Source organism: Stenotrophomonas sp. DR822, assembly GCF_019793815.1.
GTDB classification, from domain to species: Bacteria; Pseudomonadota; Gammaproteobacteria; order Xanthomonadales; family Xanthomonadaceae; genus Stenotrophomonas; species Stenotrophomonas indicatrix.
In genome coordinates, this window is record NZ_CP081826.1 from 1,160,032 (window position 1) to 1,173,677 (window position 13,646).

At 66.7% G+C, this 13,646-nt stretch carries 16 protein-coding genes; 7 read left to right on the forward strand and 9 right to left on the reverse strand.

Annotated features, from left to right (window positions below):
* The first annotated feature begins 106 nt into the window (after nt 1-106).
* The gene (locus tag K5K93_RS05390) at nt 107-685 is read left to right on the forward strand and encodes a superoxide dismutase (protein ID WP_093817827.1); all 579 of its coding nucleotides are present in this window, start codon (nt 107-109) and stop codon (nt 683-685) included.
* Nucleotides 686-839: 154 nt separating this feature from the next.
* Here K5K93_RS05390 and K5K93_RS05395 read toward each other — a convergent pair whose 3' ends face one another.
* Nucleotides 840-1,988: a 5-(carboxyamino)imidazole ribonucleotide synthase gene (locus tag K5K93_RS05395; RefSeq protein ID WP_222390038.1), complete on the reverse strand. Its 1,149-nt coding sequence runs from the start codon at nt 1,986-1,988 to the stop codon at nt 840-842.
* The gene (purE, locus tag K5K93_RS05400) at nt 1,985-2,488 is read right to left on the reverse strand and encodes a 5-(carboxyamino)imidazole ribonucleotide mutase (RefSeq protein ID WP_049466980.1); all 504 of its coding nucleotides are present in this window, start codon (nt 2,486-2,488) and stop codon (nt 1,985-1,987) included. Before purE ends, K5K93_RS05395 begins: the two co-directional genes overlap by 4 nt.
* A gap of 58 nt (nt 2,489-2,546) precedes the next feature.
* Here purE and K5K93_RS05405 point away from each other — a divergent pair, with 58 nt between their 5' ends.
* The 4 genes from K5K93_RS05405 to K5K93_RS05420 all read left to right on the forward strand — a co-directional run bounded on the left by K5K93_RS05405 (nt 2,547) and on the right by K5K93_RS05420 (nt 5,177).
* Nucleotides 2,547-2,816, forward strand: a complete 270-nt coding sequence (locus tag K5K93_RS05405; protein WP_025875269.1) for a Trm112 family protein — start codon at nt 2,547-2,549, stop codon at nt 2,814-2,816.
* Entirely contained in the window at nt 2,813-3,664 is an 852-nt protein-coding gene (nadC, locus tag K5K93_RS05410; protein ID WP_093817825.1) for a carboxylating nicotinate-nucleotide diphosphorylase, read from the forward strand. The genes K5K93_RS05405 and nadC overlap by 4 nt, the downstream gene beginning before the upstream one ends.
* A 112-nt stretch (nt 3,665-3,776) precedes the next feature.
* A complete protein-coding gene (locus tag K5K93_RS05415) occupies nt 3,777-4,757 on the forward strand; it encodes a DUF2272 domain-containing protein (RefSeq protein WP_222390040.1) in 981 nt (326 codons plus the stop codon).
* A 69-nt stretch (nt 4,758-4,826) separates the two neighbouring features.
* Nucleotides 4,827-5,177, forward strand: coding sequence for a DUF3301 domain-containing protein (locus K5K93_RS05420; RefSeq protein WP_093817823.1), 351 nt, complete (start codon nt 4,827-4,829; stop codon nt 5,175-5,177).
* Between the two features lie 37 nt (nt 5,178-5,214).
* On the opposite strand, the gene K5K93_RS05425 is transcribed toward K5K93_RS05420, so the two are convergent.
* The 7 genes from K5K93_RS05425 to K5K93_RS05455 all read right to left on the reverse strand — a co-directional run bounded on the left by K5K93_RS05425 (nt 5,215) and on the right by K5K93_RS05455 (nt 11,295).
* Nucleotides 5,215-5,670 (reverse strand): ClpXP protease specificity-enhancing factor, encoded by a 456-nt coding sequence (locus K5K93_RS05425; protein WP_025875278.1) that lies wholly within the window; start codon nt 5,668-5,670, stop codon nt 5,215-5,217.
* An 84-nt stretch (nt 5,671-5,754) separates the two neighbouring features.
* Nucleotides 5,755-6,390 (reverse strand): glutathione S-transferase N-terminal domain-containing protein, encoded by a 636-nt coding sequence (locus K5K93_RS05430; protein ID WP_025875280.1) that lies wholly within the window; start codon nt 6,388-6,390, stop codon nt 5,755-5,757.
* Between the two features lie 134 nt (nt 6,391-6,524).
* The gene (locus K5K93_RS05435; RefSeq protein ID WP_025875282.1) at nt 6,525-7,274 is read right to left on the reverse strand and encodes a cytochrome c1; all 750 of its coding nucleotides are present in this window, start codon (nt 7,272-7,274) and stop codon (nt 6,525-6,527) included.
* Complete coding sequence (locus K5K93_RS05440; protein WP_222390041.1) at nt 7,267-8,526, reverse strand: cytochrome bc complex cytochrome b subunit; 1,260 nt, start codon at nt 8,524-8,526, stop codon at nt 7,267-7,269. The genes K5K93_RS05435 and K5K93_RS05440 overlap by 8 nt, the downstream gene beginning before the upstream one ends.
* Nucleotides 8,526-9,146, reverse strand: a complete 621-nt coding sequence (gene petA / locus K5K93_RS05445) for a ubiquinol-cytochrome c reductase iron-sulfur subunit (protein ID WP_025875286.1) — start codon at nt 9,144-9,146, stop codon at nt 8,526-8,528. Before petA ends, K5K93_RS05440 begins: the two co-directional genes overlap by 1 nt.
* A 195-nt stretch (nt 9,147-9,341) precedes the next feature.
* Complete coding sequence (locus tag K5K93_RS05450) at nt 9,342-10,280, reverse strand: lytic transglycosylase domain-containing protein (RefSeq protein WP_093817820.1); 939 nt, start codon at nt 10,278-10,280, stop codon at nt 9,342-9,344.
* 46 nt (nt 10,281-10,326) lie between these two features.
* Entirely contained in the window at nt 10,327-11,295 is a 969-nt protein-coding gene (locus tag K5K93_RS05455; RefSeq protein WP_222390043.1) for a WYL domain-containing protein, read from the reverse strand.
* 80 nt (nt 11,296-11,375) lie between these two features.
* On the opposite strand from K5K93_RS05455, the gene K5K93_RS05460 reads away from it, so the two are divergent.
* Entirely contained in the window at nt 11,376-11,996 is a 621-nt protein-coding gene (locus K5K93_RS05460) for a glutathione S-transferase (protein WP_093817818.1), read from the forward strand.
* A gap of 159 nt (nt 11,997-12,155) precedes the next feature.
* A complete protein-coding gene (gene miaB, locus K5K93_RS05465) occupies nt 12,156-13,574 on the forward strand; it encodes a tRNA (N6-isopentenyl adenosine(37)-C2)-methylthiotransferase MiaB (RefSeq protein WP_222390044.1) in 1,419 nt (472 codons plus the stop codon).
* The last annotated feature ends 72 nt before the right edge of the window (nt 13,575-13,646 follow it).

A 13,646-nucleotide genomic window follows, 5' to 3' on the forward strand; every position in this document is an offset into this window, starting at 1 on the left:
CTTCGCCGGACGAACCAACCGCGATGGTCGGCTAGACTGCCCACGGTAGCCGCCATTGTAAGCCGATGGTACCGGCTGCCGCCGCCCCCTGGCCACGAACCTGTCCATGCCCCTCGAACTGCCCGCCCTGCCCTACCTGCCATCGTCCCTGCAGCCGCACCTGTCGGCGCAGACCGTGGAACTGCATCATGGTCGCCACCATCGCGCCTACATCGAGGCGGTCAATGCCGCCATTGTCGGCACCGAATGGGAAGAAGCCACGCTGGAGGACATCGTCCGCCACGCCCAGGGCGCGCTGTTCGACGCCGCCGCACAGGCCTGGAACCACGGTTTCTACTGGCAGTGCCTGCGCCCGCGCGGCGGTGGCGAGCCGCAGGGCCGCCTGGGCGAGCTGGTCAAGCGCCAGTTCGGCGACGGCCAGCGCCTGCGCGAGGAGTTCAATCGAACCGCGCTTGGCCTGTTCGGCTCCGGCTGGGTGTGGCTGGTGCAGCACCCCGGCGGGCAGCTCGGCCTGCAGGCCACCCGCAATGCGGGTACGCCGCTGACCGGCGACAGCACGCCATTGCTGTGTTGCGATGTGTGGGAGCACGCGTATTACACCGACTACCAGAATGATCGTGCGCGTTATCTGCTGGCATTCTGGCAACTGGTGAACTGGGAGTTCGCCGAGAGCCAGCTGCGCTGAGGCCGACGGGCATCCGCATCCGCCGGGCATGGCCCGGCGCTACCGGCATCACGCCTGGCCGTGGTGGATGCTCATCCTGGTGGGCGTCGCCGGCCAGCGGCCGGCACTACCGGGTTCAGCGGCGCCTGCCGGCCGACGGTCGGCATCACCTTGGTCAACCGTTACGCAGCGCGTGCACCGCGGGGGCCACCTGGGCCTGGCGGTCGAGCTCCAGGCCTACCTGCTCCAGCGCATCGGCCAGTGCATCGGCATCATCATCGCGCAGGGTGGCGTGACCCACCTTGCGGCCGTCACGCGATTCCTTGCCGTAATCGTGCCAATGGCCACTGGCCTGCTGCAGCACCGGCGTCGGGTCAGGCATCGCCCCCAGCCAGTTCAGCATGCAGGCATGGCCGAGCATGCGGGTACTGCCCAGCGGCAGGCCGAGCACCGCACGCAGGTGGTTCTCGAACTGGGAGGTTTCGCTGCCTTCGATGGTCCAGTGACCGGAGTTGTGCACGCGCGGCGCCATCTCGTTGGCCAGCAGTTCACCGTCGCGGCAGAACAGTTCCAGCGCGAACACACCCACGTACTGCAGGTGTTCGGCAACACGACGGGCATAGCCGATCGCTGCTTCGTGCTCGGCAGCGGACAGCACCGCCGGAGCCACGCTGGCCGACAGCACGCCGTCGACATGCCAGTTGCCGGTGACCGGCCAAGCCTGGAAGCTGCCATCGCGGCCGCGCACGGCAACCACGCTGACTTCGCGCTGGAAGGCGACAAAGCCCTCGAGGATCAGCCCGGTGCGCTCGACCTGCGCGCCCAGGGCCTGCCATGCCGCATCGATGTCCGCTTCGCTGCGCAGGCGGAACTGACCCTTGCCGTCGTAGCCCAGGCGGCGGGTCTTGAGGATGCACGGCAGGCCGAATTCGGCGGCCTTGGCAGCCAGCTCGTCGCGGCTGCGGATATTGGCGAAGGCCGGCAGCGGGATGCCCAGCTGCTGGAACAGGGTCTTCTCGCTCAACCGGTCCTGGGCCACGGCCAGCGCCGACGGCGGCGGATAGACCGGCACGCGGTCGGCCAGCCATTGCGCGCTGTCAGCCGGCACGTTCTCGAAATCAAAGGTGATCACGTCGACCCTGGCAGCGAAATCCGCCAGTGCCTGGCGATCATCGAAGGCGCCGACGGTGAGCGGCGCCAGCGGGCCGCTGCAGGCGTCGGCCGCCGGATCATACAGTTCGAAGCGCAGTCCCAGCGGCGCACCGGCCAGGACCATCATGCGGGCGAGCTGACCGCCGCCGAGGATGCCGACGGTCAGGCTCATTGGCGCGGATCGTCGTGGGCCATCACGTCTTCGGTCTGGCGCGCGCGGAAGCTGTCCAGCGCCTGGCCGATGGCCGGCTGGTCGCTGGCCAGCATCGCGGCGGCGAACAGTGCGGCATTGGACGCGCCGGCATTGCCGATGGCGAAGGTGGCGACCGGGATGCCGGCCGGCATCTGCACGATCGACAGCAGCGAATCCATGCCGTTGAGGGCCTTGGACTGCACCGGCACGCCCAGCACCGGCACTGCGGTCTTGGCCGCGATCATCCCCGGCAGATGCGCGGCACCGCCGGCGCCGGCAATGATCGCGCGCAGCCCGCGCGAAGCCGCCTGCTCGGCATAACTGAACAACACATCCGGCGTCCGATGGGCGGACACCACCTTCACTTCGAACGGAACGCCCAGAGCTTCAAGCTTCTGGGCGGCGTGCTGCATGGTTTCCCAGTCGGAGCGGGAACCCATGACGATGCCGACAAGCGGCGCGATCGGGTTGGGGGTCATTGGCCGTCACCTGCCTTAAAGACGTATTCTAGCCATCTTCCACGCAAGACGAAGAACCATGGATCGCAAGCTGCTCGACCTGCTGGTGTCGCCCGACACCCGCCAGCCCCTGTCCCTGCTGGATGGCAAGGGCCTGGAAGCCCTCAACCGGGCGATCGCCGCCGGTTCCGTCAACCGCGCCGATGGCAACCCGCTGGCGCAGCCGCTGCGCGAAGCCCTGGTCACCCGCGACCGCAAGCAGGTGTTCCGCGTCGACGACGGCATCCCGGTGCTGCTGGCCGAAGAAGCCATCCCGACCGCACAGATCGCCGACTTCCCGGCCGCATGAGCGCGCTGCCGACGCCGGATCCAGCCGTCGTCGCGGCCGATGTCGCCCGCGCGTTGGCCGAGGACCTGGGCAGCGGTGACGTCACCGCCGCCCTGCTGCCCGACCAGCCCGACAGCGCCTACCTGCTGTGCAAGCAGGATGCGGTGATCGCGGGCCGCCCGTGGTTCGACGCCACCCATCGCGCACTCGATGCGGACGTGCAGATCGAGTGGCGGGTGGCCGAAGGCGACAGCGTCAGCGCCGGCACCGTGCTGGCCCTGCTGCATGGGCGCAGCCGCAGCCTGGTCAGCGCCGAACGCACCTCGCTGAATTTCCTGCAGACCCTGTCCGGCACCGCCACCACCACGGCCCGCTATGTGGCTGCGGTGGCAGGCACGGGCACACGCATCCTTGATACCCGCAAGACCCTGCCCGGCCTGCGCCTGGCCCAGAAATACGCGGTGCGGTGCGGTGGTGGCGACAACCACCGCTTCGGCCTGTACGACACGGTGATGCTGAAGGAGAACCACATCCGCGCGGCCGGTTCACTGGCTGCCGCTGTCTCGGCCGCCCGCCAGCAATGGCCACAGCTGCCGCTGGTGGTCGAGGTCGAGGACCTGGAACAGCTGCGGCAAGCGCTGGAAGCTGGCTGTGAACGCATCCTGCTGGACGACTTCAGCCCGGAACTGCGGCGCGAAGCGGTGCGCATCACCGAAGGCCGCATTCCACTGGAGGTGTCCGGCAGCGTCGGCCTCGGTGGCCTGCGCTCGATCGCCGAAGATGGCGTGGACTGCATTTCCATCGGCGGCTTGACCAAGCACGTGCAGGCAATCGACCTGTCGTTGAAACTGGGTCCGCCACCGGGTTGAGGGTGGATTGGCGGATCGTGATGTTGCCGGCCAGCGGCCGGCACCACCGCTCTCACACCCGGCGTTCACAACGGCGCTGCGACGCTGCGGCCATCCCCCACAGGAGCCGCGCATGCGCCGGATGCTCTTGCCTGCCTGCCTGCTGCTGGCGGCGACGCCTTTCTCGGCCGCCGCTGTCGAAGCCTGCGATGTCCCACCGCGTTTCGGCCTGAGCCCATTGGCGGTCGCCATCCGCAACACCGCCTGCAACGAGCATCGGCTCTGGTATCGCCCCTTCATCGACCGTGACGGCCGCGCCGCCAGCCTCAGTGTCACCGAGGCCGAAGGCGATCATCTGGCCGACAACGGCCTGATCGCCTGGCAACGGGTCACCAGCTACTGGCGCGAAAGCGGCACGCTCAACGCACTGGGCAGCCAGCCCGGCGCCAGCAGCTGCCTGGCGCCGCTGGGCACGCGTTACACCGACAGCGACTGCCGCGCCTTCCTGATCGACAATCCGTGGTCGGCGGCCTTCATTTCCTGGGTGATGGTGCGTGCCGGCGTACCCGGCTTCAATACTTCCCCACGCCATATCGACTATATCCGCGCCGCCTACCAGGCAGGCCCTTCCGGCGTGCCCTACCGCCTGGTGGACCCGGCCACCGCCAAGCCTGCGCCGGGCGATCTGCTGTGCTTCCTGCGCGACCGCAGCAGCACGCTCAGTTACAGCGGATTGGTGCAGGCCCTCGGCAACGGCTCGGTCGGCCACTGGAAGTCGCATTGCGAAGTGGTGGTGGCGGCCAACCTCGGTGGCGACCAGACGCTCTACCTGGTGGGCGGCAATGTCATGAATACCGTGGCGATGCGCCTGCTACAACTGGATCGCACCGGCACGATCAAGCTGCCGCCGCCGCGCGAGCGCGACACCACCGGCATCGACCCGACCTGCACACCGGGCCGTGAGGACGAATGCAGCTTCAACCGGCAGGATTGGGCCGCGTTGCTGCAGTTGAATGCCACTGCGCCGCAGCTTGCACCGCTTCCAACAGTGATTCCCGCTGCACCGTCACCGGTGCCGCCGCAGCAGTCGGTGGAGCCTGGCAGCGTTCGCTGAGCACATGCCGCTTGATCCGGTCGCCATTCGTCGCCATCTTTGGCGGATCGACACCTGACGGCTGACGCTATGCCCACCCTGCTGTTGCTGCTGATTGCCGGCGGTATCGTCTACTTCTTCTGGAACGCAGCGCGTTCGGCCGCCGAACGTGCGATCGAGCTGGGCCGCAACGCCTGCCGTGCCGCCGATGTGCAGTGGCTGGACCAGGCGGTGCACGCCACGGGCCTGCGCCTGTCGCGCGGGGAAGACGGACGCCTCGGCTTCGAACGCACCTTCAAGTTCGAGTATTCGTACGACGGCATCGATCGCCATGTCGGCCGCATGGTGCTGCGCGGCGACCAGCTGGTTTCCTTTACCGGCCCGGGCGCGGCACGGATCAGCCAGATCCGTGCGGACAACGAAGAGGCCGAGGATGTGTAGGGGCTGAAGGTGTGCCGACCAACGGTCGGCCCCACCATTACTTGACCACGCGCAGCGTCGGACGGCCTTTCGGCGGCGGACCAGCGGGCGGCGTGTCGTCCGGCGGCGTCTGCTCATCGTCGTGCAGCAGCTCATCACTGGCCGGCGCCGGCTCGCCACCGGGAATGTCATCCGGCAGTGCCATGCCCTGCCCGGTTTCGCGGGCATATACCGCCAGTACGGCGCTGATCGGCACCTGCACCGGATAGCTGGTGCCGGAGAAGCGCGCCGAGAAGCTCACCGACTCGTTGTCGATCACCAGCCGTACCACGGCGCGTTCGGCGATGTTGAGCACCACCCGGCCATCCTTGATGGCTGAAGGCGGAACCTGCACGCCGGGAACGCCGGCGTCGACCAGGATGTGCGGCGTCAGCTGGTTGTCATTGATCCATTCCACCAGGGCCCGCAACAGGTACGGTCGGTGGCTGGTCATGTGGAAGAAGTCTTCGGTCATGCGTGAAGTGTAGCGCCCGACGCCCCGGCCGGGGCGGATCGTCTGCACGCCGGTCGGCGTGCAGACGGGAAAGCGGATGGCGGATCAGCCCGGCAGATCGCGCAGTTTCTTTTCCTGATCGGTCAGGCTGCGGACGAAACCGGGGTGGCGGAAGATCCGGTTGCCGTAGTCCTCGATCGCCTTGCCGTCCTTCGGCAGCGGTACATCCAGCGACTGCAGGCGCCAGATGATCGGGGCCATCGCGCAGTCGGCCAGGCTCATTTCCGGGTTGAGGAAGAACTTGCTGGCCTTGAACAACGGCAGCGAGGCCGTCAAAAGTTCCTTCAGCCGCTTGCGCCCTGCCTCGGCCTGGGTCTTGTTGCCCAGCTGGATGGCCTGCACCTGCGGCACCCAGTCGTGCTCGATACGCAGCATGGCCAGGCGGATGCGCGCGCGCGACAGCGGGTCGACCGGCATCAGCGGCGGATGCGGATAGCGCTCGTCCAGATACTCGCTGACCACCGACGCGGCATACAGCACCAGCTCGCGCTCGACCAGGGTCGGCACCGAGTGGTACGGATTGAGATCGATCAGATCTTCCGGCGGGTTCTGTGGATCCACCGGTACGAAGTCGAAACTCACGCCCTTGGCCGCCAGCACCAGGCGCACACGGTGGCACAGTACATCGTCGTTCGAGGAAAACAGCGTCAGTGTATTGCGCATGCGTACGCTCGCCGCCATCAAAGGCTCTCCTACGACAGGAGACCGCCTGCCGTATCGGCGCCGCCAGCACCGTGCTGACGGTCGACTCCTCCCCGAGTGTGCAACCGACCATCACAAAAGCCAATAGGCCCGTTGCGATGGCCGGCCCTGGATCAGTGCACGTCCTTCCAGTATTCCTTCTTCAACAGGTACACCAGGAAGGTCAGCAGGGCCAGGAACAGGATCACCCAGACACCGAGCTGCTGCCGCTTCAGCGCGGCCGGCTCGCCGGCGTATTCAAGGAAGTTGGTGATGTCGCGCACGGCCTGGTCGTACTGCGCCGCATCGACCGAACCCGGGCTTTCGATGCGCAGGCCCGTCACCGGCGGGTCCATGCCCGCTGCTTCGGCCTTGCCATGTACCGCATGCTGCAGGCCCTGCATCTCCCACAACGGATTGGGCATGGATGCGTTGGCGAACAGCGCATTGTTCCAGCCCAGCGGGCGGCTGCTGTCCAGGTAGAACGACTTCAGGTAGGTGTAGATCCAGTCGCTGCCGCGCACCCGGGAAATCAGGCTCAGGTCCGGCGGCATCTTGCCGAACCACTTTTCGGCCTGCTCCTTGGGCATCGCCACCGGCACCGGATCGCCGATCGCCGAGCCGGTGAAGTTGAGGTTGTTCATCACCTCTTCCTCGCTCAGCCCCAGGTCCTCGCCCATCCGCGAATAGCGCAGGTACTTCAGTGCATGACAGCCACTGCAGTAGTTCATGTACAACTGGGCGCCGCGCTGCAGCGACGCCCGGTCACCCAGGTCGTTACCGGCCTGCAGGAGCTTGGTGCCGCCCTCGGCGGCCATGGCCAGGGTACTGCCCAGCATCAGGGCGGCCGCCAGGGCCAGCCGGACCATCCAGCGCTCAGTCATGCGTGGTCACCCTTTCCGGTACCGGCTTGGTCTTGTCCAGCCTTGTCCATATCGGCATGGTGATGAAGAAGGCGAAGTACAGGAAGGTCAGCACCCGCCCGACATAGGTCTCGTGTGCATCGGTGCCCGGGCCGGAGCCGATCACGCCGAGCCAGACGAAACACACTGCAAACACCCCCAGCAGCACCCGCGAGAGCGCGCCGCGGTAGCGGTAGGACTTGACCTTGGCCCGGTCCAGCCAGGGCACCAGGAACAGGATGGCGATGGCCGAGAACATCACGATCACGCCACCCAGTTTGTTCGGCACCACGCGCAACATCGCGTAGTACGGCGTGTAGTACCAGACCGGCTTGATGTGCTCGGGGGTGACCAGGCGATTGGCTTCGGTGAAGTTGTCGTGTTCCAGGAACAGGCCACCGAAGGCCGGTGCGAAGAAGATGATGAAGGCCGCGATGATCAGCAGGAAGCCCGCACCGACGCCGTCCTTGAGTGTGTAGTAGGGATGGAACGGGATGCCGTCGGTCGGCGCGTTCGGTGACCAGCGGTTGCCCTTCGGGCCCTTCTTGATCTCCACGCCATCGGGATTGTTCGATCCCACTTCATGCAGCGCGCCCAGGTGCAGCACCACCAGCAGCAGCAGGACCAGCGGCAGCGCGATCACGTGCAGTGCGAAGAACCGGTTGAGCGTGGCGTCGCTGGGCAGGTAATCGCCCATGATCCATTCGGTCAGGCCGTTGCCGATCACCGGAATGGCGCCGAACAGCGAGATGATCACCTTGGCGCCCCAGAACGACATCTGGCCCCACGGCAGCACGTAGCCCATGAAGGCTTCGGCCATCAACACCAGGTAGATCAGCATGCCCAGGATCCACACCAGTTCACGTGGCTTCTGGTAGCTGCCATACAGCAGCCCGCGGAACATGTGCAGGTAGACCACGATGAAGAACAGCGAGGCACCGGTGGAGTGCATGTAGCGGATCAGCCAGCCCCACTCCACGTCACGCATGATGTATTCGATGGAGGCGAATGCTTCAGCGGCATTCGTCTTGTAGTGCATGGTCAGAAAGATGCCGGTGACGATCTGGTTGACCAGCACCAGCAGCGCCAGCGAGCCGAAGTAGTACCAGATGTTGAAGTTCTTCGGCGCGTAGTACTCGCTGACGTGCTTGCGATAGATCGGCATCAACCCCGGCGCGCGGGCATTGACCCAGTCGGCCACGCCGGTGGCGGTACGGCTGAGGATGTTGAACATCAGGCAGCCCCCTGCGGATCGACACCGATGATGATGGTGTTGTCGTCCTGGTAGTGGTGCGCGGGCACCTTCAGGTTGATGGGTGCGGGCACGTCCTTGAAGACGCGGCCGGACATGTCGAAGCGCGACTTGTGGCAGGGGCAGAAATAGCCGCCCTTCCACTGCGGATCGTAGGGCTCGGGGCGGATTTCACCGACCATTTCCGGCGAACAGCCCAAGTGCGTGCAGAGACCCACCAGCACCGAGATCTCGGGCTTGATCGAGCGCAGCTCCGGGTTCTGCTTGAGCACGTACTCCGGCTGCTGGTCCTTCTCGCCGGACTCGGGGTCCTTCAAGCGGCCATCCAGCCCATGCAGCGCGTCAAGGATCGCCTTGGACCGCTTGACGATCCAGATCGGCTGGCCACGCCATTCCACGATCAGGCGTTGGCCTTCCTGCAGGGCGCTGATATCGGCCACCACCGGTGCGCCGGCAAGCTTGGCGCGGGCACTGGGGTTCCAGGATTTGATGAAAGGAACTGCGGTGAATCCGACGCCGACGGCGCCCACCACGGCTGTGGTGGCAGTAAGAAAACGCCGACGTCCGGTGTTGACTGGATCGTGTACCCCATCGTTGGCCATCCGGCACTCCGATATTGATTAGGTAGCTTTAAGGCTGCCAGCGGTTCCGGTGGGGGCCAGAGCCGCATTGAATCTCGGTCGAGTGTAGCGGAACCGTCGCGCGCCACACAACGCATTGCAGCAACTCTTTCAGATCCGTGCCGACTGACAGTCGGCACCTACCTGTTCAAAGGTGTGCCGACAAACGATCGGCACCTACTGCTTGGTCAGGGCCGTGCGATAGCGCTCGGCCAACTGGCCGACCCGGCGCACGTAATACTGGGTCTCGCTGTAGGGCGGCACGCCGCGATGGCGATCGACCGCGCCCTCGCCCGCGTTGTAGCCGGCAGCGGCCAGGGTCAGGTCTCCATTGAAACGCTTCAACAGCCAGGCCAGATACTGCACCCCGCCACGGATGTTCTGCCCCGCGTCGTAGGAATCGCTGACGCCGAAGCGCGCGGCGGTGGGCGGCATCAGCTGCATCAGGCCTTGGGCGCCGGCACGGCTGAGTGCGGTCGGGTTGTAGGCCGACTCGGCATGGATGATCGCGCGTACCACGGCCTCTTCCACCCCGAATTCGCGTGCGGCCGAGGTGATCTCGCTCTGGAAGGCCGTGGTGTTCAGGCGCACGCTGCCGAAATCGACGCGCGGATTGACCCCACAGGCGTAGCAGCGCTCCATGAAACTGTAGCGGATGGTCCGCACCGGGCCGAGGTTGGCGACCTGGGTCGGGCGTGCGCTGGTGTAGTGGCGCACCCCGTCCTGCATGTACGAATAGACCTGTCCGCTGACCATCCTGCCGCCGCGTGGACTGGCCGGCGTAGAGGTCGTTGCGGGTGCCGGGGTCGCTGCGACAGCGGGACTGGCCGCAGCGGCGGCGACCGCGACCGGATTACGCTCAGCGCTGGCCACCACTGCAGCAGGTGCCGCAGGTGCTGGTAGCGGCGCCGGCGCCGGCGTGGCAACGGGAGCGCGTGCTGCCCTGCCCGCGCTGCGGGTGTAGCTGATGGTGCTGCATTGGGCACCGGCCACCCGCTTGCTGACATAGCTGGTGACACCGTCGGCGCCGAGGCACTTGTACAGGGTACCGGCGCTGGCCGGCGCAGCGGTCAGCGCAGCGATGATGATCGCCGTTATCCCCAGTCTCCCCTTCATGGCCGCGAGTGTCCCAGCTTCGCTGCGGCTTGCCAAGGGCGCCGGCTCAGACCGTGACGGCGGGCACGGCCAGGACCTGGCCAAGCCCGGCCAGGCGCTGGGCCAGCTCCTCGCGCAGCTCGGCCGGCGTGGTCCACACCGCCACCGGCAGGCGATCCAGGCTGAGGATCTGCGCCAGAATCATGCCGCGGCTCTCCGCGCCCATCCGCAACAGGCAATGTTCTGGCCCGTCGGCCTCCAGCACACCGCACCAGGGCGGAATGCACCCGGTCAGCTCCGCTTCGCTGCCGGCCAGGCGCAGGACGGCCTGCAGCGCGAACGGCGCCTGGCTGACCGCCTGCCGCACCATCACATCCGGTGGCGCCGGAGTGCGCCGATGCAGGCCGGGCTCTGGCAGCGGACGCACTGCGCCCATCCGGTCCACGCGCAGCGTGCGCCAGTCCTGCCGCCCCAGGTCCCAGGCCAGCAGATACCAGCGCCGTCCGTAGTTGACCAGGTGCTGGGCCTCGACTTCGCGTTGCGTCACCGCGTCCTGCGCGCTGCGGTATTCGAAGGCCAGCCGCGCGGCCTGCCGGCAATGCTGGGCCAGTCGCCCGAGCAGGCGCGCGTCGGTGGACGGCAGGTCGGACAGGGTTGCGGTCGCGGCATGTACTTCGCCGGCCTGCTGGCGGCGACGCGCCGGCACCAGCGGGTCGAGCTTGGACAGCAGGCCGCGTGCGGTGTCGTCGATGCCGGACACCGTGGCCGACGCCGCGCGCAGGGCAATCGCCAGTGTGGTGGCCTCCTCCTCATCCAGCAGCATCGGCAGCACCGGCGCACCGGCGCCCAGCCGGTAGCCGCCACCTACACCGGCCGAGGCCTGTACCGGATACCCCAGCTCACGCAGGCGCTCGACATCGCGACGGATGCTGCGCCGGTCCACGCCCATGCGCTCGGCCAGCTCGGCGCCGGACCAGTGACGGCGGGCCTGCAGCAGGGAAATCAGGCGAAGCAGGCGATGGGCGGTATGGCGCATGACGGATCGCGGACAGAAGTCGTCCGCAATTGTGCCCCAGCATGGGCCCCACTTCACCACCACCTGCAGGGAGCAATGCCATGACGTCACGCCAGATCACCCTCTACCACGCCGCCCGTTCACGCTCGAGCGGCGCTGTCGCCCTGCTCGAAGCGCTGGGCGCCGACTACCGCATGCAGGTGCTGGACCTGAAGGCCGGTGCCAACCTGGCCCCGGCCTATCTGGCTATCAACCCGATGGGCAAGGTGCCGGCAATCGTCCACAACGGCGCCCTGGTGACCGAGCAGGTGGCGATCTATCTGTACCTGGCCGACCTGTACCCGGAAGCCGGGCTGGCACCGCCGATCGGCGACGCCCTGCGCGGCCCTTACCTGCGCTGGATGGCCTTCTATGGCGCCTGTTTCGAGCCGGCGATGATCGACAAGGCGATGCGCCGCGATCCGCCGCCGCATGCGATGTCGCCCTATAACGATGCCGATACGGTGCTGCAGGTGATCGAAGCGCAGCTGGCGCAGGGACCGTACCTGCTGGGCGAGGTGATGAGTGCCGCCGACGTGCTGTGGGGCAATGCATTGGCTTGGACCAGTGCGTTCGGCCTGGTGCAGCCGGCACCGGCGACGGCCGCCTACATCGCACGGATGAGTGCTCTGACCGCGTTCGACCGCTCGCGGCAGATCGATGCGGAGCTGGTCGCGGCGTAAGGCACCCGGCCCGGCGCTGCCGAACGGCACGGGATGCAGGCAGCGCGGGGCCATGCCCCGCGAGCGCGCAGCGTGGCGCCGCTGCCGTTGCGCCGGGCGCATGCCCTGGGATGCGGGTAGAATCGCCCCCTTTCCCGCCACCCGAATGGATTAAGCGCCATGAACGGGACGCCAGACGTCTTTCCGCCCACCACCCAGGGCGGCACCCCGCTCGTTGCCCTGCCCTCTGGTCCGCGCAAGCCTGACCAGGTGAAGGGCAAGCTGTACATCAAGACCCACGGTTGCCAGATGAACGAGTACGACTCGGCCAAGATGGCCGACGTGCTCGCCGCCAGCGATGGCCTGGAACTGACCGATCGCCCGGAGGACGCAGACGTCATCCTGGTCAATACCTGCTCGATCCGCGAAAAGGCGCAGGAGAAGGTGTTCAGTCAGCTGGGCATCTGGAAGAGCCTGAAGAACCAGGGCCGCGAGGTCATCATCGGCGTCGGCGGTTGCGTGGCGTCGCAGGAAGGCGAGGCGATCATCAAGCGCGCGCCATTCGTCGACCTGGTGTTCGGCCCACAGACACTGCATCGCCTGCCGGAGCTGATCCGCGCCCGTCGCGAGCAGCAGCGCCCGCAGGTGGACATCAGCTTCCCGGAAATCGAGAAGTTCGATCGCATGCCCGAACCGCGTGCTGATGGCGCGTCGGCATTCGTATCGATCATGGAAGGCTGCTCCAAGTACTGTTCGTTCTGCGTGGTGCCCTACACGCGTGGTACCGAAGTCAGCCGCCCGTTCGAGGACGTGGTGGTGGAAGTGGCACAGCTTGCGGCACAGGGCGTGCGCGAGATCAACCTGCTCGGCCAGAACGTCAACGCCTACCGTGGTCCCTATGGTGACGGCGAGCTCGCCGACCTGGGCCTGCTGATCCGCACCATCGCCGAGATCGACGGCATCGGCCGCATCCGCTTCACCACATCGCACCCGCTGGAGTTCAGCGATTCGCTGGTCGACGCGTTCCGCGATGTACCGCAGTTGGCCAACTTCCTGCACCTGCCGGTGCAGGCAGGCAGCGACCGCGTGCTGTCAGCGATGAAGCGCGGTTACACCGCACTGGAATTCAAGTCGAAGATCCGCAAGCTGCGTGCGGTGCGCCCCGACATCTCGATCAGTTCGGACTTCATCGTCGGTTTTCCCGGCGAGACGGATGCTGATTTCGAGAAGACCATGAAGCTGATCGAGGACATCGGCTTCGACCACAGCTTCTCCTTCATCTATTCGCGTCGCCCGGGCACGCCGGCTGCAGACCTGGAAGACACGATCAGCGACGCGGAAAAGCATGCGCGCCTGTCGCGGCTGCAGGAACGGATCAACGCGCATGCCGCGCAGATCTCCGAAAAGATGGTCGGCAGCGTACAGACCGTGCTGGTGGAAGGCCCTTCGCGCAAGAACCCGAACGAACTGACCGGCAAGACCGAGAACATGCGTTCGGTCAACTTCCCGGCGCACCCGCGCCTGATCGGCCAGTTCGTGGACGTGGTGATCACCGAAGCGTTGACCAACTCGCTGCGCGGGCGCGTCGTGACGGAATAAGGTGTGCCGACCAACGGTCGGCACCCACCGCAATTGATGCCGGCCAGCGGTCGGCACCTACCGAAATTGATG